Here is a 20,441-nt window from a genome sequence, read left to right as displayed (position 1 = left end):
TGCACCTGCGGGTGCTCGCGGAGCCGGGCCGCCGCCCCCGCGATCCGGATCCGGAAATGCGCCCCGGCCGGGGCAAGATCATTTTCTTTCATGTTTTGTCGCCCGCGCCGCGCGGCCGCCCGCTCCTGGCCGGAGTGCCCGGAAAGGGCCCGGAAACCGCGTCGGAGCTGGTTACCGGGGGTTCACTGCCTGTGATCACGCCCAGCCACGAACGTGCAGCATCCGGAGCAGCGCCCGCTGCGGTCCACGATGGACGGTCGGGAGCGGACGCCCGGAAGCCCCGCCGAAGATCCCGCCGGAGCGCCGCGGGGGCCCGGATCCGCCCGGGAAGGCGCGTTCGTGCGCGTGCAAGCGCCGCGGAGACGCTGCCCGACCGGGTGAACTTAGGAAATCAGGAACTCTGCCGCTGCTCGAACAGCGTGACGCCCACCGGAGGCAACCCCACGACGCTCGCCATCACCTGGCAGAACGCGAGCCCGTGCGGCCCGAGCGCGCCGTCGGTGGGGGTCCAGGACGCCCGCAGCTCGAGGTCGTCGGTGCGGGCCGGACCGGAGATGTCGCCGAACCGGGCCGAGGACGTCTCGGTGACGGTGCCGCCGAGCGCCTTCCACGACGCACCGGAGGCCTCCAGCGCGTCGGTGAGCCACGACCAGCCGACCGCCGGGAGGAACGGATCCGTGGCCAGCTCGCGGTCGAGCTCGGCGCGGACGTACATGACCAGCCGCAGCACGCCGTCCCAGCCCTCCTGGCCGTCCGGGTCGTGCAGCAGGACCAGCCTGCCGGACGCCAGCACGTCCGCGGGCCCGGAAACGTCGCAGCTCAACGCATAGGACCACGGCGCGAGCCGCTGCGGCGCACGCATCGTCTCCAGGCGGATCTCCGGGCGCGGCCGGACGGCTTGCAGCGCCGCGACGGCTTCGCGGAAGAGATCGGGCACTGGCGTCATCGCGGTCACGCTCCGACTGTAGGGCGGCGACACCCGGTTGCGGACGCAGGCGCGCCGAGCGAGACCGACCCGCGACCCACGGGACCGCTTCGACTGCCCTCCGCCTCGCGGCGTGGGCCGCGGCGTGTAGAGGTCCGTGACGGAATCAGACCACGGGACGGCTCCGGCTGCCCTCCGCTTCCCTTGCGCGGGGAGAGCGAATCAGATTCCCCAGAGTTCCCCTCGTGGATTCCCCAGAGTTTCCCCCCGTGGACCTAATCAGCGCGCCGTGCTGGGCGGACCCTCGTTCTGGGGTAGGTGCTGCGCTGTGCTGGGCGGATTCTTGCTCTGGGGTAGATGCGGTGCCGGGTTGGGCGCGTTCCCCCAGGGCTCGCCTCGCGTATCTGTTCAGCCGTGCTGTGCTGGGCGGACCCTCGTTCTGGGGTAGGGGCTGCGCTGGGGCTGGGTGCGTCTCCAGAGTCCCCCTCGCGGACCTGATCAGCGCGCTGTGCTGGGCGCACCTTCGGTCTGCGGTAGACGCAGCGCCGGGTCTGGGCGCGTCCCCCAGGGTTCCCCTCGCGGATCTGCTCGGCGGCGCTGTGCTGGGCGGACTCTCGCTCCGCGGAAGACGCACCGCCGGGGGCTGGGCGCGTTGGACACGGGGCGGCCCGGGACTGTCGGGCCCGCGTGGGACCATGGGGTTCGTGCCTCAGGTTTCGTCCGCGCCCGTCGGCGCCCCGTCCGTTTCGCCCCGTCGCGCCCTGCCCGGCTCGGCCTTCCTCGCCGCCGCGCGCGGGGAGCGGCCGGCGCACGTTCCGGTGTGGTTCATGCGCCAGGCCGGTCGTTCGCTGCCGGAGTACCGCGCGCTGCGCGAGGGCGTCCCGATGCTCGACGCGTGCTTCGACCCGGAGATGCTCGCCGAAATCACGATGCAGCCGGTCCGCCGGCTGGGCGTCGACGCGGCGATCCTGTTCAGCGACATCGTGGTCCCGCTCAAGGCGGCGGGCGTCGACATCGACATCGTCCCCGGCACCGGCCCGGTCGTGGCCTCGCCGGTGCGCGACGCGGACGCCGTGCGCGCGCTGCCGAAGCTCGAACCGGAGCAGGTCGGCAAGGTCGCCGAGGGCGTCCGGCTGCTGGTGGAGCGGCTCGGCGAAACGCCGCTGATCGGGTTCGCCGGCGCGCCGTTCACGCTGGCCAGCTACCTGATCGAGGGCGGCCCGAGCCGCAACCACGAGCACACCAAAGCCCTGATGCACTCGCAGCCCGAGGTCTGGCACGACCTCGCCGCGCGCCTCGCCGACATCGCCGTCACGTTCCTGCGCGCCCAGCTCGACGCGGGCGTCGACGCGGTGCAGCTGTTCGACTCGTGGGCCGGTGCGCTGTCCGAGCGCGACTACCGCGAGTTCGTGCTGCCGCATTCGACCCGGGTGCTGGCCGTGGCCGGCGAGTACGACGTGCCGCGGATCCACTTCGGCGTCGGCACCGGCGAACTGCTCGGCGCGATGCGCGAGGCGGGCGCGGACGTGGTCGGCGTCGACTGGCGGATCCCGCTCGACGTGGCGGTCCACCGGCTCGGCGGCAAGGTGTCCGTGCAGGGCAACCTCGACCCGGCGCTGCTGTACGCGTCGTGGCCGGTCCTGGAGGCCGAGGTGCGCCGGATCGTCGAAGAGGGCCGCGCGGCTCGCGGGCACGTCTTCAACCTCGGCCACGGCGTGCTGCCGAGCGTCGACCCGGAGGTGCTGAAGCGGGTCGTCGACCTGGTGCACTCGCTGTGAAACACGTCGCGGTCGTCGGCGGCGGGATCTCCGGGCTGGCCGCGGCGTACCGGGTGCGCCGGCTGCTCGGCGACCGGGTGACGATCACCGTTTTCGAGAGCACGTCCGCGATCGGCGGCAAGCTGCGCACGGCGGAGGTCGGCGGAGTCAGCTACGACGTCGGGGCCGAGGCGTTCCTCGCCCGGCGGCCCGAGATGGTTTCGCTGGTCGAGGAGGTCGGCCTCGCCGATCGCCTGGTCCATCCGACGAAGGCGCGCGCCAAGATCCACGCCGGCGGTTCGGTGCAGAGCCTGCCGCCCGGCACCGTGATGGGAGTCCCGGCGTCCGCGGACTCGGTCGCGGGCGTGCTGTCCGAGGACGGCCGGAGCGCGGTCGAGAAGGAACGCTCGCTAGGTCCGGTCGAACTGGGCGAGGGCGACGTCCCGCTCGGGCCCTTGCTGCGCACACGCTTCGGAGATGAGCTGGTAGACCGGCTGGTCGACCCGCTGCTGGGCGGCGTGTACGCGGGCGGTGCCGACGGCCTCGGCCTCCGCGCGACGATGCCCGGCCTGGCCAACGCGATCGACGGCGGAGCGGGTTCGCTCACCGAAGCTGCGTCGTCGCTGCTGCCGAAAACGCCGGGCACCGCACCGGTTTTCGGCAGCCTCACCGGAGGCTTGCGAGGCTTGCTCGACCGGTTGCTGGAGCTTTCCGGCGCCGAACTGCGCACTTCGTCGACGGTCCGCGCGCTGACGCGGACGCCGTCCGGATGGCGTCTCGAATTCGGTGCTGCCGCGCCAGCGCACGCGCCTGCCGACAGCCCGGCGGATGCGGACGCGGTGCTGCTCGCCGTGCCCGCGCCAGCCGCCCGGAAACTGCTCGACGGGGTGGTCCCGGCGGCTTCGACCGCGTTCGGCGAGGTCGAACTGGCGTCGATGGCCGTCGTCGCGTTCGCGTTCCCGCCCGGCACGGAGCTGCCGGATGCGTCCGGAATCCTCATCGGCGCGGGGGAGCGGGACGCGGAAGGCGTGCCGTACGCGTCCAAGGCGTTCACGTTTTCGTCGAACAAGTGGGCTCACCTCGGCGACGCCGGACCGGTGCTGGTACGCGGTTCAGTCGGCCGGTTCGGCGAGCCCGGCGCGCTGAACGGCGACGACGATGCCCTGGTCGCAGCGGTCCGCGCGGATCTGGCCCGGCTCGCCGGCGTCACCGCGAAGCCGATCGACACCCTGGTGACGCGCTGGGGCGGCGGCCTCCCGCAATACGGCACGGGGCACCTGGAACGGGTGACCCGGATCGAGAGGGCAGTCGCAGATGTCCCGGGCCTGGCCGTGGCGGGCGCCACGCTGCACGGCGTTGGCCTGCCAGCGTGCGTGGCCACGGCCGACGCCGCTGCCCGGCGGATCGCGGAGCAGCTCTTCGTGTGACGGAGCCCCATGGCGATCGCCGTGCGAGGAGTGCCAGGATGGAGTCATGGCGCGGCTGAATTACAACGAACTCAACGACACGATCCGCTACACCACGTGGTCGGTCTTCCGGATCGAACCGGGGAAGTTGGGGGAGGACCGCGGCGCCGCGGGCCGGGAGACAGCCGAGTACCTCGACGGGCTCGAGGCCAAGGGCGTCGTCGTCCGGGGCGTGTACGACGTGTCCGGCCTCCGGGCTGACGCGGACTACATGATCTGGTGGCACGCCGAGGAGATCGAGCAGGTTCAGGCTGCCTACACCGGGTTCCGGCGCACGCCGCTCGGCCGCGCGTCCACGCCGGTCTGGAGCCAGACCGCGCTGCACCGGCCCGCCGAGTTCAACAAGAGCCACGTGCCCGCGTTCCTGGCCGGCGAGGATGCGCGCAAGTACATCTGCGTGTACCCGTTCGTCCGGTCCTACGACTGGTACCTGCTGCCCGACGAGGACCGGCGCAAGATGCTGGCCGACCACGGCAAGGAGGCGCGGGACTACCCGGACGTGCGCGCCAACACCGTCGCGTCGTTCGCGCTCGGCGACTACGAGTGGATCCTCGCCTTCGAGGCCGACGAACTGCACCGGATCGTCGACCTGATGCGCCACCTGCGCAACACCGAGGCGCGTCGCCACGTGCGCGTCGAAATCCCGTTCTACACCGGCACGAAGGTGCCGCCCGCCGAACTCGTCGCGGCTCTGCCGTAACCGCCGGTGCAGGACGTACTCGCCGGGGCCTGGCAGTCGCTCGCCGGGGAACCGCTGCCCGCCGTGTCCTTGACCGGCGACGAATCGGTGCTGCCCGGACACTTCCGGGTCCCCGCCATGGCGACCGCGAGCATCGCCGCGGCCACCCTGTCCGCGGGTGAACTGCTGCGGCTGCGCGGCATCGACCCAGGCACGGTGTCGGTCGACACCCGGCACGCCGCCGCCGCGTTCCGCAGCGAGCACCTGCTGCGCATCGACGGCGAGCCCGGACCGAGCCCGTGGGGCAGGATCGCAGGCGACTACCGCGCGGCCGACGGCTGGATCAAGCTGCACTGCAACACCCCACGGCATGAAGCGGCGGTCTGCTGGGCGCTCGGCGTCCCGGCGACCCGTGAAGCCGTAACCAAGACCGTGGCCGCGAAATCCATGGCAGAGGTCGAATCCGCCGTGGTGACCGCGGGCGGCGCGGCAGCGCTGATGCGCTCGCGCGAGGACTGGCTGGCCCATCCGCAAGGCCAAGCCGTCGCGAACCTGCCGCTGGTCGAACTGAACCGCATCGGGGACGCGCCGAAGCGCACCCTGTTCGACTCGGACCGTCCGATGGGCGGCGTCCGCGTGCTGGAGCTGACGCACGTCCTCGCCGGACCCGTCGCAGGCCGCGTGCTGGCAGCGCACGGCGCGAACGTGCTGCACGTCGGTGCCGCACACCTGCCGCGAATCCCGGTCCTGACCATGGACACCGGCCAGGGCAAGCGCTCGGCGTTCATCGCACTCGACACCGAGGGCGGCCGCGCGAAGCTGAAGAAGCTCATCGCCCGCGCGGACGTCCTGCTCCAGACCTTCCGCCCCGGCGCACTCGCCCGCATCGGCTTCGGCCCGGAAGAGCTCGCCGAACTCCGCCCAGGCCTCGTGGTCGCGGATATCTCGGCATACGGCTGGACCGGCCCGTGGGCCCGCCGCCGCGGCTTCGACAGCCTCGTGCAGATGTCGTCCGGCATCGCCGAGGAGTACGCCACCGACGCCCCGGTGCCGCTGCCCGCGCAAGCACTGGACCACGCCACCGGCTGGCTCACCGCCGCCGCCATCATGACGGCCATCCGCCGCACAGTCACCGACGGCGGCACCTGGCACGCCCGCCTGTCCCTCGCCGGCACCGGACGGTGGCTGGATTCCTTGGGCCGCAAGGATCCGGAACCGTCCGAAGTGGACTACACGGACGTGCTCGAGACGGTCGACAGCGACTTCGGCCAGCTGACCCGCGTCCGGATGGCCGGCGAGTTGCCGGGCGCGCCGCCGCACTGGGACCACCCGTCGCACCGGCCTGGCGCGGATACGCCGGTGTGGTCGCCGGTCGTGGCTCAGCCGGTCTCGTAAGCGACGCCGGACCCGGCGAGCGGCCGCGCTGGCGACGCGGATACCGGTGTGCTGCACCGGCCTCGTGCGCGGCTTCGGCGAGCTGACTCGCGTGCGGATGGTCGGCGAGTTGCCGGGCGAGCGGCCGCACTGGGACCACCCGTCGCACCGGCCTGGCTCGGACACGCCGGTGTGGTCGCCGGTGGTGCCTCAGCCACTCTCGTAAGCGGCGCTAGCCTCGGCGAATGGCCGCGCTGGCGACGCGGACACCGGTGTGCTGCACCGGCCTCGTGCGCGACGTCGGCCAGGTGACCCGCGTGCGGATGGCCGGCGAGCTGCCGGGTGCGCCGCCGCACTGGGACCACCCGTCGCACCGACCCGGGGCGGATCGCCGGTGTGGTCGCCGGTCGTGCCTCAGCCGGTCTCGTAAGCGACGCCAGACCCGTTGAGCGGCCGCGCTGGCGACACGGACACCGGTGTGCTGCACCGGTCTCGTGGGTGCCGCGTTCCGCAAGAGCGCCGTGGTGGTTTCGCGTGGTGCCGCCGGTGTGGTGAGCGCCGTCGGCCCCGCGAGTGTCGCGTCGGTCCGGCGAGCGCCTTGTCAGCCTCGCGTGACACCTGCCAGTCCAGCGAGCACCGCCAGCTCCCGCGCGCCCAGGTCTGCGGTCGTCCCGCCAGTCCCGGCTCGCACGCCGGTCACGCGAGCGCTGCCGTGCCCACCCCCAGCCTCCTGTAGCACCGCCAGCGAACGCCGCCCGTGAAGCAGCGGCTAAATCGGCATAAGCCCTCCTGTAACCCGCTTGTCCGGATAAGCCGCCAGCCCGCCCACCGCGACCAGTTCAGCCGGTCCTGCGCCGCCACCCGCAGCGGCCTGCTGTTCGGCCCGCGCGAGGACCGTCGCCCCCGCAGTCGTCGGCGGCAGCGAACTGACCTTCCGTTCGCCGAACTTCTTGGTGATCCGCTGACTGCCGACGAGACAGAGCCAGAGCGTCAGCGCCACCTCGCCGAAAACAAGCACCACCATGGCGTTCAGATGAGACCGGCCCACGTCGTAGACCGTCCGTCCCACCCCGGCCGCCAGCAAAACCACGGCTACCGCGGTGAGCGTGTACCCGAGACCCGTCAACGGCCTGCGCCTGCTGACCAGCCGCCGCCGGACGAGATCGGTTTCGAGCGACCGGATCGAAGGCTTGAGCACCGACGACCGCGCGACCCACGACGCGAGACGACCGCGACCAGCCGCCTGATGCACGGCTTGCTCAAGCGGCGGCGACGCTGGCGGCGGACCAGCGGCGACGATCTCGCCCAGCGACCCGACCTGTAACTGGCCGCGCGCGAGCAGGGTCGCGATCACGGCCTCGACCAGCCGAGGCCGCCCGCCCGCCAGGTACGCGACGTCGTAGACATCGCGCGGCACGGCGGCCGACTCCGGCGCGGACGCCTGTGTGGCCAGCTTGTCCTTGCCAGTGGCCAAAATGCTCGCCAAACCCGCGGCGGTGGCGACGTAGACGAGCAGCATCGGGCTCACCGCGGCCCAGAATCCGTTCACGACAGGTTCCCTCCCTCCCGGCTCGGCAGAGATCGGATAACACCGCCGTAACCAGACATGTCGTCAGCGTAGCCAGCACCACCGACAAAAACCGAACGGGCTCAGCGCCGGAACCATCTGCGCCGAGGTTTGGGCAGGTCACCGCGGGCGATGAGCCACTCCGCAAACGCGTCGGCATACTCGCGCGCCCGGATCGAAGTCGTCTTCGGACGCTCCGCCGCATACGCGTCGAACAATGGCCGATACCGCGGGCCCAGCGCCTCGGGCAGGTCCGGCCGCAGGTAAGCCACCAGCCGCCGTCGCTTGGCGAGCAGGACGTCCGCTTCGATGCGCAACCGCGAGGCATCGAAGCCGGACGGCGCCTCGGCCCCGGTCAGCAAGCAGTCCAGCAACGCAGCTTGCCGAGCAGCCAGTTCTTCCCGGCTCACAACGTCACCGCGCTGCGCAACGCGACCAGTTCGGCGGCGAGTTCGGAATCGGTGGGGTAGTCGTCGTCGCGCTCCAGGAGAACGCCTGGCGGATCCGTGCGACGGCGCAGTTCGGCAAGCAGCTCCAGCACTTCCGGCAGCACCGGATGCGCGTGCGTGTCGTGGTAAACCCCGTCGCGCTCCACGCCGCCCGCCATGTGCACGTACGCGAGCCGTTCCCACGGAATCCCGTCCAGGAAAGCCACTGGATCGGTGCCCACGTTGCGCGCGTTCGCATACAGGTTCGCGACGTCGATGATCAGCAGGCAGCCGGTCCGCTCGGTCAGCTCGGTGAGGAATTGTTCCTCGGTCAGCTCGTTGTCCGGCCACTCCAGCAGCGCGGCGATGTTCTCCAGCGCGAACGGTACGTCCACAATGGACTGTGCGAGCCGGACGTTGTCCACCAGCACGTCCAGCGCCGCACGCGAGCGCGGCAGCGGCATCAGATGGCCGGAGTCGAGCCCGCCCGCGCGGACGAAGCACACGTGGTCGCTGACCAGCGGCGCGTCGAGAGCGCGCGCCAGTTCGGCCAGGTGCTCCACTCGCGCGGTGTCCAATGGCTCGGCCCCGCCCAGCGACAGCGACACCGCGTGCGGCAGCACCGGCATCCCGCGATCCTTCAACGCCAGCAGGCTTTCCGGCAGGTGCGGGGCGTGCAGATTCTCCGCGACCACCTCGACCCAGTCCACGCCCGGCAGCCGCGCGATCGACAGGTCCAGTTCCGGCCGCCAGCCGATGCCGATCCCCAACCGGTCAGCCACCGCACCCACCTCCGCCTCCGCACCCGCTGCCACCGCCGCAGGACGATCCACCGCCGGACGACGTTCCCGCACCGCTCGTCAACGCCAAGCTTGTCGCATGGTCTGGGTACTGCGCGAACCCGCCCAGCGCGACCAGCGAAGCAGCACCGAACAGCAGCGCGCCGGACTGCGCCCGCTGCGTCACTGGGTCGGTCCGCACCGCGACGACCAGCGCGCGCCCGGCTTTGGTCGGGCGGACTTTCGGCCGCCTGCGGCCGGCCACCGCCAGGACCGTCAGAATCGCGGTGATGGCCAGCAGGACGTTCAATCCCGCAGTCGGCCGGTGCAGCGCGGAGCCGTTCACTGAGCGCACCAGACCGACTATGAACAGGGCGGCGTAGACCAGAACCACTCCGGTCGCGAAGGATGCGGAGGCGACCGTAACCAGACCGCGTTTGCGGAGGTCGTTTCCGATGCTCCGCACCGGCGCGGAGACCGCTTCCGCCGTACGCAGCGTCGAAGCCGTGTGGGGCCGCTTCCGCACGCCCTCGTAGACCGCCTGCTCAACCGGCCCCGTCGGCGCTCCGGAGACGGCCGTGAGCTGACCCCTGCTGTCGACCCGCAGCAGCCCGCGCTCCAGCAACGCCGCGATCGCCGTGTCGACCGTGCGGTGAGGGCCGCCGACGAGGCAGGCGAGCTGGTAGACGTCGAGCGGACGGTGCATGTCCGCAGGCGCTTGGCGCAGCAGCGGCCAGACAAGCTGCACCGCCAGCGTCAAGGCCAGTGCGGAACCGTAGACCGCCAGGAACTGCGGGCCGGAGATTCCCCAAGGCTCGTGCACGGCGCCTCCCTCCTTCGGTTATCCGCCGCAGCCGCCCCCGCCGCCGCAACTGCTGCCTCCGCCGCACGAAGACCCGCTGCTGCACGAGGAACCGCCGCTGCTGCACGACGATCCGCCGCTCGACCCGCCGCCCCCGGTCCAGCTGCCGCCGCCGCTGATCAGCGCTGTGCTCATCTCCTCGTCCGGGTACAGCGCGATTCCGCCGAGCGCGACCACCGCCGCGGCGCCGACGAGCAACGCCCCGTTGCCGTTCCGGTTCGTGGCAGCGAACTCCTCAGGCCGCTCCTCGGCAGCCTTCGCGTCTTCGCGGGCGCGCACGACGATCGCGTGGCCTGCGTCGGTGGCGCGGGAGGTCTTCGAGCCCTTGCGGACCGCGTAAGCGATCAATGTCAGGGTCCCGGCCACGACGAGCAACCCGATCAGCCCGCCGATCGGCCGGTCCAGCTGCGCGCCGTTGACCGCGCGGATGATCCCGATCAGCAGCAACACGGCGTACGCGGCCACGATGCCGGCGCGGAAGCCGTCCAGTCCGTCGCCGGCGACGAGCAGCCCGCGTCGTTCGAGGTCCGCGCGGATCTTCTCCACTTCCGGCTGGACCGCCGGCGACTTGCGCACCATGGCGACGGTCGCCGTTCCGCCCTGCGCGGCGTCGTGCACCGCACGTTCCAGCCTCTTGCGAGCTGGTCGCTTGCCGATCGCGCTCAGCTTGCCCTTGCTGCTCACCCGCAGCAGTTCCTGTTCCAGCAGCGTCGCGATCGCGGTGTCGACCGTGCGGTCCGAGCCGCCGGCCAGGTACGCGAGTTGGTAGACGTCCGGCTGCAGCGGCGCGTCGACGGTCGCGGGCGCGTTCTGCCGCCGCGACCGCGCGATCGACGGCCAGCTGATCTGCGCCAGCAGGACGACGGCCAGCGCCAGGCCGAAGATCAGCAGGAATTGCGGGCCGGAAATACCCCACGGTTCGTCCACGGCTTCCCCCTCGTTTCAGCGTTGCCGGAACCCTAACCGGCCGGTCGCCGGAGGCTGTCGGCAGAACTGACGCACTCGATGTCCGGTTCGTTCCCGGCTCAGCTGTTCCCGCCGCCGCAGCCCCCGCCGCCGCATCCCGACCCGCACCCGGAACCGCCGCATCCGGAGCCGCAGCCCGCTCCGCCGCCGCAACCAGACCCGCAGCCCGTCCCAGCGGCCCAGTACCCCGCCGGTCCGGCGAACCCGCCCGCGGCTCCCGCGATGGCCGCCCCCGCCCGACGGGTCGCCGGGAGACCGCGGAGCAGGGCGACCCGCAGCTCGCGATCCGGGTGGTTCGACAGTCCGCCGACCGCGACGCTCCCGGTCAGCCCGCTGATCAGGCTCTGATCCGGCCACGCCGCTTCGGCTGCTTCACGTCCGGCGTCGGTCGGCCGGATCCGCCGGGCAGCCCGGCGACGGGACAGCGCGGCGAACACGAACCACGCGGGCAGCAGAACGGAAACCAGCACATAGCCGTTCAGCCCGCCGACGAACGCCGCCACACCGGCCGCCGCCAGCACCGCTTCTCCGATCGCGGTCCACTTCCACGCCTTGCGCAGCGCCTGGCCGTCGACCAGCAGTCCGCGCTTGGTGAGGTCGTCGACCAGTTCGCGGACCGTGTCGCCCCAGACGAGACCGCGCAGCACCGTCGCGATCCCGACCCCCGTGCCGGTCAGCTCGGCAGCTTCCCTGCTCAGCGCGTCCGACGGCTCGGTGGGCGTGCGATACAGCCGTCCCACGGAATCCGCGCGCAGTTGCTCCCGCTCCAGCATCGAGGCGACCGTCGTCTCGGCGACGCGGAACGGTCCGTTCGTCAGCAATGCGACCTGAGCCGCGGACGTCAGCCGGGTTTCGGGATGCCTGCCCAGGTGCAGCCGGGCGGCGGTGCGCCGTCCGAGCCACCAGCAGACCAGCGCCAGCACCAGGATCAGCGCGGCCGGCATCGCGCGTTCGATCGTCCAGTCCATCACGGTCCCCCTCCGGATGAACAAACCACGTTACCCGCCTGCCCGGGGTTGCCGCCGGACGAAAAACCGCCCTCCCCGGGAGCGGGAAGGGCGGTTTCAGCGGACCTCGGCGTCAGTCGCCGGAGTCCTCGACGAGCTTCAGGGAAATCGAGTTGATGCAGTACCGCTGGTCGGTCGGGGTCGCGTAGCCCTCGCCCTCGAACACGTGCCCGAGATGGCTGTGGCACGAGGCGCACAGCACTTCGATGCGCCGCATGCCCATGGTGCGGTCCTCGCGCAGCAGCACCGCGTCGGAGTCCGCCGGGTCGTAGAACGACGGCCAGCCGCAGTGGCTTTCGAACTTCGTGTCGCTGCGGAACAGCTCCGCGCCGCAAGCCCGGCACTCGTACACGCCGGTGGTCTTGGTGTCGGTGTACTCGCCGGTGAACGGCCGTTCGGTGCCGGCTTGCCGGAGCACCGCGTACTCCTCGGGGGCAAGCTGCTCCCGCCATTCCTGGTCGGACTTCACCACGCGCGGAGTGGTGCCGACGACGGGTTTCATACCTTTCACCCTTCCCACGTTACCTGGAGAGAAAAGCGACCGTGTGCAGCGCGATGTCCCAGGCGGTGACCAGCAGCCCGAGCACGATCAGCACCACGACCAGCGCGGACACCCAGTAGCGGAGCCCGCCGGTGCGGTTGCTGGACTCGGCGAAGTCGGCGACCTGGTCCAGGCACGCCTCGACGGTGAAAGTCGGCCCGGTGCGCTCCATCCGGTCGAGATGGGCGGCGAACGCACGGGCCTCCGGGTCGTACGGATCCAGCCCGACCAGATCCTCGTGGAACCGAGTATTCCAGCCCGGCGGCAGAGCTCCGTTCTCGGCCATGCTTCAAAGGTAGGCTATTCGTCCCGCTGGACCCACCTCTGCGGCGAGTGTCACTGCGCGGGCGCGCCGCTTCCGAGCCGAGGGTCGCTGTTGATCATCAGCGTGCCGTCCTCCGTGGCGATGACCTGGACGACCTTCGGCGTCTGCGCGCCGCCTTTCGGCGTGAGCAGGATCTGCACGTCGGCCGAGCCGTCCGGGTTATTTTGGCGTTTGTAAACGCTTGCGCTCTTGTAGCCGCTCAGCTCGTTCTGTGACCAGTAAGAGGCGAAAGCGGCCTGGTCGCCGAAAACCGCCTGTGCCGAGGGGGTCAGCATGGCCCACGCCTCAGGCGATCCTGCGGCCTCGTAAAACTTGATGACCCGGTCGCCTGCGGGCTGCCACTGCACGTTCCCGCTGGACTTGACCGGCGGTGCAGAGGAACTCGGCGTGCTCGACGGAGACGCCGGAGCGGAGGAGTTCGGCGCGGGCGGCTGCGCGTTCGACGCAGCCCCGCCCTTGTCCCGGCTGCTGCTCAACACGAGAAACACCACCAACGCCACCGCAACGACCGCCGCGGCACCGCCAGCGAGGAACGCCATCTTCTTCTTCCGCGCCGCAGCAGGCGAAACCCGATCCCCCGACCCAGCGCCGGAGTAGTTCGGCGCAGCAGCAGTCGGCGTAGGCCGCACAGCGGGCTGCGGACGCGGCGGAGTGTTCGCCGGGGGAGCGGGACGCGAAGGCGCACCCATCGGCATGAACGCCGCAGTCGGCGTCCGAGGCGGGTTCGACGGAGCCTTCGGCGCGGCAGCGGCAGCCGCCGCCGGAGCACTCGCACGCGCCCACGGCGGACGGGACCCGTTACTCCCCGGACCGCGATTCCCCGACAGCAACTGCTGCGGCGCAGCCGGTTCCCCGGTCGCCAGCTGAGCCAGCCGCTCCCGTGCCTCGGCCATGCTCGGCCGCTCGGAAGCCTCGCTGCGCAGCAGGCTCATCAGCAACGCGGTCGCCGGACCGGCCTGCGTCGGCGGGTTGACCTGGCCGTTCGCCGCCGCGTAGAGCAGCGCGAGCTGGTTCGTGGTGTTGCCGTACGGCGTCTGCCCCTCGATCGCCTGATAGAGCGTCGCGCCGAGGGCGAAGACGTCCGAGCTGGGCACCGGGTCGGCGCCGCGGGCCAGTTCGGGGGCGAGGTACGCCGGGGTGCCGCCGATGAGGCCGGTCTGGGTGAGCGTCATGTCGCCGGCCGCGCGGGAGATGCCGAAGTCGGTGATTTTCGCGGTGCCGGTTTCGTCGATGAGGATGTTGCCGGGCTTGACGTCCCGGTGCACGATCCCGGCGCGGTGCGCGGCCACGAGCGCCGCGGCGACCTGTTCGCCGATCCGCGCGACCTGGCCGACCGGCAGTGTGCCCTGTTCGGACAGCACCGCGGACAGGCTCGGGCCGTTGAGGTACTCCATCACCAGGCACGGGTCGCCGCCGTGCTCGGCGACGTCGAACACGACGATCGCGTTGGGGTGCTGGAAACGGGCCGCGTTCTTCGCCTCGCGCATCGCGCGCTGGCGCATGTTGTCGCGTTCGGCCTCGGAGACGCCCGGCTGCGGCAGGATCTGCTTGATCGCCACCGACCGCTCCAGGCGCACGTCCACGGCACGCCACACCACGCCCATGGCACCGCTACCAATGTGCTCGACGAGGCGGTAGTGCCCCGCGATCAGCTGCCCGGTGTCGATGACGCCCGCTCCTGACGAAAGTCCCGTGATCGTGGTCGTGCGCAGCGCGGATACCCCTCGCGCACCCGAACGAGTGTAGCGGTCGGAAGTACCTGCCCGCCGTCAGCCAGCCGGTGCCGACGGCACGGGGGCCTCCGGCTCGGCGGCGGGGACGCGCTTCCGCAGCACCCGCACCAATCCTGCCGCGCCGAGCGCGGCGAAGACCGCGTAGCAAGCCAGCAAAGCGGGCGGCGTGTCGCCGGTCAGCGCGTCCGCGAAAACGACCACCGCGATGGTTCCGGGGACGCTCCCGAGCGCCGTTCCGGCAAGGTACGGAACGAGTTTCACGGACGAAACGCCGCACAGGTAGTTCATCGCCGAAAACGGGACGACCGGGATCAACCGCAGCGACGTGATGGCGAGCACGCCGCCGTCGGAGAGCCGGTCGTTGACCGCCCGCACCGGCGCGCGGTGCAGGTGCCGCAGGATCAAGTCGCGGCCCAGCAGCCGGGCCAGCCCGTACGCGAGCCCGGCGGCGATCGTGGTGGCCGCCAAGGCGATGACCACCCCCGCGACGCTGCCGACGAGCAAACCGGCGGCCAGATTGAACACCGTGCGCGGGATCGGCGCGACGGTGAGCAACGAGTAAGCCACGAGGAGCACCAGCGGAGTCATCGATCCGGTCTCCGCGGCCCAGGTGCGCAGCTGCGCCGGTCCCGGAATCGGCAGCCACAGCGCGGCGGCGCCGAGAAGAGCTAGCACGACCAGGGCGGCGATCAGCTTGGTTCTCCCGGACACCCCGCCACGGTACGGCACTCGCGGCTACGGTGGCCGCATGGCCAAAAACGGCGATCCGGTCGAGTACCAGGTGGGGGAGCGCACCGTCCGGGTGTCGAGCCCGGACAAGGTCTACTTCCCCGAACGCGGCATCACGAAGCGGCAGGTGGTCGAGTACTACCTCGCCGTGGCCGATCCGTTGCTGCGCGCGATCGGCGAACGGCCGACGACGCTGAAACGCTACGTCGACGGCGTCACCGGCGAGTGGTTTTACGCCAAGCGCGTGCCCAAGGGTGCGCCGGACTGGCTCGAGACCGCGCGGATCACCTTCCCGTCCGGCCGCACCGCCGACGAGGTCTGCCCGACCGAACCCGCGGTGTTCGCCTGGGCGGCCAACCTCGGCACCTTCGACTTCCACCCGTGGCCGGTCCGCCGCCCTGACCTGGATCATCCGGACGAGCTGCGGATCGACGTCGACCCGCCGGAGCGCGCCGGGTTCGCCGACGCGGTCGAGGTCGCCGGCGTCGTCCGCGAGGTGCTCGCCGACGCCGGGCTCACCGGCTACCCGAAGACCTCCGGCGGCCGCGGCGTGCACGTCCTCGTGCGGATCCGCCCGGAATGGGACTTCATCGCGGTGCGGCACGCGGTGATCGCGCTCGGCCGCGAGGTCGAACGGCGGATCCCGGACAAAGCGACGGTGTCCTGGTGGAAGGAGGAACGCGGCGGCCGCGTCTTCCTCGACTACAACCAGGCGGCCCGGGACCGGACGGTCGCCTCCACCTGGTCAGTGCGCGGCACCCCGCGCGCGACCGTGTCGACCCCGCTGACCTGGGACTTGCTCGCCGACGTCGACCCGGACGACTTCGACGTCCTGACCGTCCCCGGCTTCCTCGCTGAGCACGGCGACCTCCACGCGCCGATGGACGAGAAGGCGTTCGGACTGGAGACGCTGCTGGAGTGGTACGAGCGCGACGACCGCGACCTCGGCGGTGCGGAACTGCCATACCCGCCGGACTATCCGAAAATGCCTGGCGAACCGAAGCGGGTGCAGCCGAGCAAGGCCCGATCCGACCAGGCGTGATCGTCCGATCGCCGGGCGTGTTCACTCTCGGTGATCAACATTGCGGGGAATTTCGCGAATGTTTCCGCAGGTCGTACTGGTTTTTCCGAGGTCGATTACCGTGAGGTGCACCGCTAAGCGGTAACGCGCCGGGGTCGAGGTGCGACTATTGCCGGAACCGGAGGGGAGCCGGGACCGGAGGAGGGAGACGTCGTGGACGACCTGATCGCGTTCCTGGCCGCGCGCGTCGGACAGCGGCAGGCGCTGATCATGCAGGCGGTGCAGAAGGGCAAGGCCGGCGAGTCGCTCAACCGCGGCGAGGCCAAGGTCGGGCTCGAGGAGCGGGTCCGCTCCCTTGGCGACCTCGAACTCGACGTGGTCAACCAGATGATCAACGAGATCGAGGCGACGCGGCGGATCATGCTCGCGCATCGGACCACGGTGTCGGAGAAGGTGCCTGGGTTTCCGTTGTACGGCAGCGAGTATTGGTGTGAGACCTGTCATGTGCCCGCGGACGAGGCCGGGTCGAATTGGTGTTTGACGTTGCGGTTGCTGGCGTTGCCGTATGCGGATCATCCGGATTACAGCGAGCGGTGGAGGCCCTGAGCGGGCTCGACTCGTCGCCTGGCGGCGACATTGCTTTTGAGGGTTGCGTGGGGCACCCCGAAGTTTGATTGTGCTGACGGTCGGTGGGTGCTTGTCAAGGCGGGAAAGATGCCTTGACAAGCACCCACCGACCGCAGATGAGCTTCGTATCGGGGTGCGGGGGAGGTGTGGGTGCCTCGATGGTTGGGTGCACCGGCTGCGGTTTTAGGGCCGTGAGGGGAACCCTGAGGGAATCTGGGGCTGTGAGGGTGGCCCTCACGGCGGTCGTGGGGGCGGGGGAATTCGCGCTGTCCGGATGGCGTTGCCGTGGGCGTGGACGTTCCGATTTCTGTGCTGGACCGGTCGCCCGTGCGGCGAGGGCGGGGGACCGCGCAGGCGATCCGGGACACGGTCGCGTTCGCGCGTGACATCGAAGCTCTCGGCTATCACCGGTTCTGGGTTTCCGAACACCATGGCGTACCTGGGGTCGCCGGGTCTTCGCCTGCGGTGCTCGCGTCCGCCGTTGCGTCTGCGACCTCGCGTATCCGGGTCGGGTCCGGGGGCGTGATGTTGCCCAACCATCGGCCGCTCGTGGTTGCTGAGCAGTTCGGGATTCTGGAGTCCTTGTTTCCCGGGCGGATCGATCTCGGGATCGGGCGTTCTGTCGGGTTCATCGAGCCGGTGCGGCGTGTGCTTGGCCAAGGCAAGGACGCGGCCGACGGCTTCGACGGGCAGGTTCGCGAGCTTCTCGCGTTCTTCCGGGGTGAGCACGACGGGGTACACGCGATCCCGGCCGAGGGGTTGTCGGTGCCGGTGTTCTTGCTTGCGACTGGTGCGGGGGCGGAGTTGGCCGCTGGGCTCGGGTTGCCGCTGGTGATCGCTCCGGCCCATGGGCAGCGTGCGATGGTCGAGGCGATTTCGCGGTACCGCGAAACGTTCCGGTCCGATGTGGACGATCCCTATGTCGTCGTGTCGACAGCGGTCGCGGTGGCGGACACCGCGGAGGAGGCTCGGCGGCTGCTGGTGCCCGAGGCTTGGTCCACTGTGTACTCGCGCAGCCATGGCGTTTTCCCGCCGCTTTCGCCTGCGGACGAGATTTTGGCGCTGCCGATGACCGACCGTGAACGCCGTCGTCTCGACGACACGTTGGCCGGGCAGATCAGCGGCACCCCGGACGAGGTCGGCGCACGTCTCGCGGATCTGGTCGACTCGACCGGGGCGGACGAGTTGCTCGTCAGCACCAGCACTTACGACCCGGCGGCGCGCGTCGAATCGTTTGCCGCGCTTGCTGAGTTGACTGCGGCGGAACGGCTTTCGGTCTAGCCGAGGACGATCGGCAGCTTCTCCGTCAGCGACCCCAGCGCCGCTTTTTCCTCGTCGGTCGCGGCACGGCGGCCGGTCGCTACCAGGAGCGCGGCTTGGTCGTCCGGCGCTGCCGGAAGTGGTGAACCCAGCGCGGTTTCGACGGTTCGCCGGGTCGCGGCCAGGCAGTCTGCGTCTGGACCGTCCACTCCGGACAGATGCATGACGAGGTCCAGGTGGTGCAACGTCGCTTCCACGACGTAGGTCTCGAAATAGTCCGCGACCGTGAGCACGTAGTCGCGGGTTTCGACCTTCGACGCCGGGTCCGCGAGCGCGGCGGCGCGTCCGGCTGCCTGGGCGAGGTCGTCGAAGTGGTGCGCCAGCCAGGCGGTGGAGCCGTAGCTGAGCGCCGCGCGGCGGGTGAACAGGCCTTCTTCGTCCATGCCGGTCGGCAGGTCGGTGCCGAGTTCCCAGTATTGCGCGGCGGTGTGCGTCGGCTCGCCTTCGGCGGGGGTCGCGAGCGTGATCAGGATGTCCTGCGCGTCGATGACCAGGTGGAACACCAGATCCTGCACCAGCCAGCCGGTGCATCCCGACGGGGCCAGCCACTGCCCGCCTTCGAGCGATTTCACGGCGTTCTGAAGTGCGTTCCAGGAGCGGAAGAAGAGGTCCACGACGGCACTTTAGCGATCACGAACCCCCGCGGCATCCGATTTACAGCCGCAGCAACAGTTCAGTGAGCAGCCGCTGAGCCGGATCAGTCAGGTCGATCCCGGACACCTCCGACGCCCGCCGCACCCGGTAGCGCACGGTGTTCGGGTGGATGTTCAGCGAACGCGCGGCCGTGCGGACGTCGCCGAAAGCGTTCAGATACGCCAGCACCGCGGGGATCAGGATGTCACCGTGGTCGGCGTCGTGGGCACGCAGTTGCGCGAGCCGCGGATCGCGCAACCGGGGCTGATCTCCCAAGTAGGCCAACACTTCCGACAGCAACACGTCCGCCCGGACGTCAGCCAGCGACGCGACGTCGGACGGCCAATGACCGCGCGTCATCGCCATCAGCACCCGATCGGCGTCGCCGCGCGACAATGCTGCGTCCGACAGTCTCGGCACGACCCCGCCGAGCGCGGCGCGGACCGGGGCGTCGAGGTGTTTCCGCGCCGCACCAACGATTTCCTTCGCCAACGCCAGCACTGGCGCATCCGAGTGTTCCGGCAGATCCGGGAGCAACGCGTACACCCGGCCGCCGAGCACGCTCACGAGCGCGGTCCGCCGATAGGCCGCGGTGTGCACGGCGATCAGGTGCACCAATTCGGCCCGGCGCAGCAACCGGTCCGAAGCGGCGGTCGACTGCTGCCGCGAGAGCGTGAACGCCAAAACCTGTGCTGGACGCGCCGGATCGGCCCCGATGTCGTCTGCGACCGACTCGGCGTCGACGCGTCCTTCCAGCAATCCGGCGAGCAAATCCTCGCGCAGCCGAAGTTGCGGATCGGGCAGGGTTCGGGCGCGGATCAGTTGCGGGGCAAGGGTTCTGCTCGCGCCGAGCAGTGCCACCTCGGCTTGTTCGGTCAGCGGTTGCGCGCCTTCCTGGACCCAGATCGTGCCGAGCGGCTGCGATCCGGCGTGGATCCCGGCGGCGATGCGGCGGCGGATTCCCAGCTCCGGGCGCTCGTCCACGCGCACGATTCCTTCGCCGGCCCGCAATCGCTGGTAGACGCCCCATTCGCGGAGGATCGCGAGGTACCGTTCCGGTCCTTCGCGGCCCAAGATCGACAACCGCCGCAGCTCGTCGACCTCGTCGCCGGCTCGTGAATACGCCAGGACGCGGCTCGCGGTGTCCTCGATGCTGACCAGGCCGCCGGTGAGCGTCGCGACCGTCTGGGCCAGCGCGAACAGGTCGCCGAGCACCTCGCCGGTCTCCGCTTCGCCGCCCGCGCGGGCCGCGTCGACGACCCCGCGCGCCAGCGCCTCGACCTGCTCCCACCGCGCCTCCGCGCCGACCGTGAGCAGCGCGACGCCAGCGTCCGCCGCGACGTCGGTGCCCCCTTCGCCCTTCACCGCCACCGCGGCCGCTCCGGCGCGTCCGGCCGCCCGGATCGCCGCCGCTGCCGACCGGCCGCGCGCGCCGATCACCAGGACCAGGTCGCCGGGGTGCGTTTCGGGCGGGTCCTCGGGGTCGAGGATCACCACGTCCTGCACCGGAACGCCCAGTCCGCGCGGCGCGACGAGCACCCGCACGAGCGGTTCGCCGAGCGTCGCGAGCACGTGCCGCAGCGAGGTGCTGGCGAACGGTTCGGCGGCCGTCATCGCGTAGGCCGATCGGACAAAACCATATGGGCGATTCTAGCCGCTTGAACAAACCCCTGAACGCCGCGCAGCGTTATCTTTCGGGCAT

20 protein-coding genes are annotated in these 20,441 nt (G+C 70.9%); 7 read left to right on the top strand and 13 right to left on the bottom strand.

The features are described from left to right. Positions 1-391: 391 nt before the first annotated feature. Complete coding sequence (locus FKO37_RS36745; protein ID WP_037819065.1) at positions 392-955, bottom strand: DUF3000 domain-containing protein; 564 nt, start codon at positions 953-955, stop codon at positions 392-394. A 665-nt stretch (positions 956-1,620) separates the two neighbouring features. Here FKO37_RS36745 and hemE point away from each other — a divergent pair. Genes hemE through FKO37_RS36725 form a run of 4 tightly spaced genes read left to right on the top strand, consistent with a single transcriptional unit; the run spans position 1,621 to position 6,222 of the window. After that, positions 1,621-2,703, top strand: a complete 1,083-nt coding sequence (hemE, locus tag FKO37_RS36740) for a uroporphyrinogen decarboxylase (protein ID WP_238607492.1) — start codon at positions 1,621-1,623, stop codon at positions 2,701-2,703. Further along, positions 2,700-4,109, top strand: coding sequence for a protoporphyrinogen oxidase (gene hemG, locus FKO37_RS36735; protein WP_238607491.1), 1,410 nt, complete (start codon positions 2,700-2,702; stop codon positions 4,107-4,109). The genes hemE and hemG overlap by 4 nt, the downstream gene beginning before the upstream one ends. A 46-nt stretch (positions 4,110-4,155) precedes the next feature. After that, the gene (hemQ, locus tag FKO37_RS36730) at positions 4,156-4,848 is read left to right on the top strand and encodes a hydrogen peroxide-dependent heme synthase (protein ID WP_238607490.1); all 693 of its coding nucleotides are present in this window, start codon (positions 4,156-4,158) and stop codon (positions 4,846-4,848) included. A gap of 6 nt (positions 4,849-4,854) precedes the next feature. Beyond that, entirely contained in the window at positions 4,855-6,222 is a 1,368-nt protein-coding gene (locus FKO37_RS36725; RefSeq protein ID WP_037819060.1) for a CoA transferase, read from the top strand. Between the two features lie 748 nt (positions 6,223-6,970). Here the strand turns inward: FKO37_RS36725 and FKO37_RS36720 are convergent. The 10 genes from FKO37_RS36720 to FKO37_RS36675 form a co-directional block, all read right to left on the bottom strand. Continuing rightward, on the bottom strand, positions 6,971-7,750 hold the full coding sequence (locus tag FKO37_RS36720; protein ID WP_238607489.1) for a TIGR04222 domain-containing membrane protein: 780 nt from the start codon (positions 7,748-7,750) through the stop codon (positions 6,971-6,973). Between the two features lie 101 nt (positions 7,751-7,851). Further along, complete coding sequence (locus tag FKO37_RS36715) at positions 7,852-8,178, bottom strand: hypothetical protein (protein WP_238607488.1); 327 nt, start codon at positions 8,176-8,178, stop codon at positions 7,852-7,854. After that, positions 8,175-8,978 carry a DUF692 domain-containing protein gene (locus tag FKO37_RS36710; protein WP_238607487.1) on the bottom strand — a complete coding sequence of 268 codons (804 nt, stop codon included), beginning with the start codon at positions 8,976-8,978 and terminating at the stop codon, positions 8,175-8,177. The genes FKO37_RS36715 and FKO37_RS36710 overlap by 4 nt, the downstream gene beginning before the upstream one ends. After that, a complete protein-coding gene (locus FKO37_RS36705) occupies positions 8,971-9,798 on the bottom strand; it encodes a TIGR04222 domain-containing membrane protein (protein WP_238607486.1) in 828 nt (275 codons plus the stop codon). Before FKO37_RS36705 ends, FKO37_RS36710 begins: the two co-directional genes overlap by 8 nt. A gap of 18 nt (positions 9,799-9,816) precedes the next feature. Then, on the bottom strand, positions 9,817-10,764 hold the full coding sequence (locus FKO37_RS36700; protein WP_238607485.1) for a TIGR04222 domain-containing membrane protein: 948 nt from the start codon (positions 10,762-10,764) through the stop codon (positions 9,817-9,819). 98 nt (positions 10,765-10,862) lie between these two features. After that, positions 10,863-11,771, bottom strand: coding sequence for a TIGR04222 domain-containing membrane protein (locus tag FKO37_RS36695; protein ID WP_238607484.1), 909 nt, complete (start codon positions 11,769-11,771; stop codon positions 10,863-10,865). A gap of 112 nt (positions 11,772-11,883) precedes the next feature. Then, positions 11,884-12,312 carry a peptide-methionine (R)-S-oxide reductase MsrB gene (gene msrB, locus FKO37_RS36690; RefSeq protein WP_037819046.1) on the bottom strand — a complete coding sequence of 143 codons (429 nt, stop codon included), beginning with the start codon at positions 12,310-12,312 and terminating at the stop codon, positions 11,884-11,886. Positions 12,313-12,331: 19 nt separating this feature from the next. Beyond that, positions 12,332-12,637, bottom strand: coding sequence for a hypothetical protein (locus tag FKO37_RS36685; RefSeq protein WP_238607483.1), 306 nt, complete (start codon positions 12,635-12,637; stop codon positions 12,332-12,334). A 50-nt stretch (positions 12,638-12,687) separates the two neighbouring features. After that, a complete protein-coding gene (locus FKO37_RS36680) occupies positions 12,688-14,280 on the bottom strand; it encodes a serine/threonine-protein kinase (protein WP_238607482.1) in 1,593 nt (530 codons plus the stop codon). A gap of 165 nt (positions 14,281-14,445) precedes the next feature. Further along, the gene (locus FKO37_RS36675) at positions 14,446-15,120 is read right to left on the bottom strand and encodes a TVP38/TMEM64 family protein (protein WP_037819040.1); all 675 of its coding nucleotides are present in this window, start codon (positions 15,118-15,120) and stop codon (positions 14,446-14,448) included. 37 nt (positions 15,121-15,157) lie between these two features. Here FKO37_RS36675 and FKO37_RS36670 point away from each other — a divergent pair, with 37 nt between their 5' ends. The 3 genes from FKO37_RS36670 to FKO37_RS36660 all read left to right on the top strand — a co-directional run bounded on the left by FKO37_RS36670 (position 15,158) and on the right by FKO37_RS36660 (position 18,067). Next, entirely contained in the window at positions 15,158-16,180 is a 1,023-nt protein-coding gene (locus FKO37_RS36670) for a DNA polymerase domain-containing protein (RefSeq protein WP_238607481.1), read from the top strand. 192 nt (positions 16,181-16,372) lie between these two features. Then, on the top strand, positions 16,373-16,765 hold the full coding sequence (locus FKO37_RS36665) for a DUF6221 family protein (RefSeq protein ID WP_134666391.1): 393 nt from the start codon (positions 16,373-16,375) through the stop codon (positions 16,763-16,765). A 306-nt stretch (positions 16,766-17,071) separates the two neighbouring features. After that, positions 17,072-18,067: an LLM class flavin-dependent oxidoreductase gene (locus tag FKO37_RS36660; RefSeq protein WP_238607480.1), complete on the top strand. Its 996-nt coding sequence runs from the start codon at positions 17,072-17,074 to the stop codon at positions 18,065-18,067. On the opposite strand, the gene FKO37_RS36655 is transcribed toward FKO37_RS36660, so the two are convergent. Further along, on the bottom strand, positions 18,064-18,720 hold the full coding sequence (locus FKO37_RS36655) for a maleylpyruvate isomerase N-terminal domain-containing protein (RefSeq protein WP_238607479.1): 657 nt from the start codon (positions 18,718-18,720) through the stop codon (positions 18,064-18,066). The genes FKO37_RS36660 and FKO37_RS36655 overlap by 4 nt on opposite strands. Before the next feature lie 40 nt (positions 18,721-18,760). Next, entirely contained in the window at positions 18,761-20,353 is a 1,593-nt protein-coding gene (locus tag FKO37_RS36650; protein ID WP_238607478.1) for a CdaR family transcriptional regulator, read from the bottom strand. Positions 20,354-20,441: the final 88 nt, after the last annotated feature.

Source organism: Amycolatopsis sp. Poz14 (assembly GCF_006704225.1).
Lineage (GTDB): Bacteria > Actinomycetota > Actinomycetes > Mycobacteriales > Pseudonocardiaceae > Amycolatopsis > Amycolatopsis nivea.
Note: the sequence above shows the minus strand (reverse complement) of the source record. Positions and strands in the feature narration are given on the sequence as shown.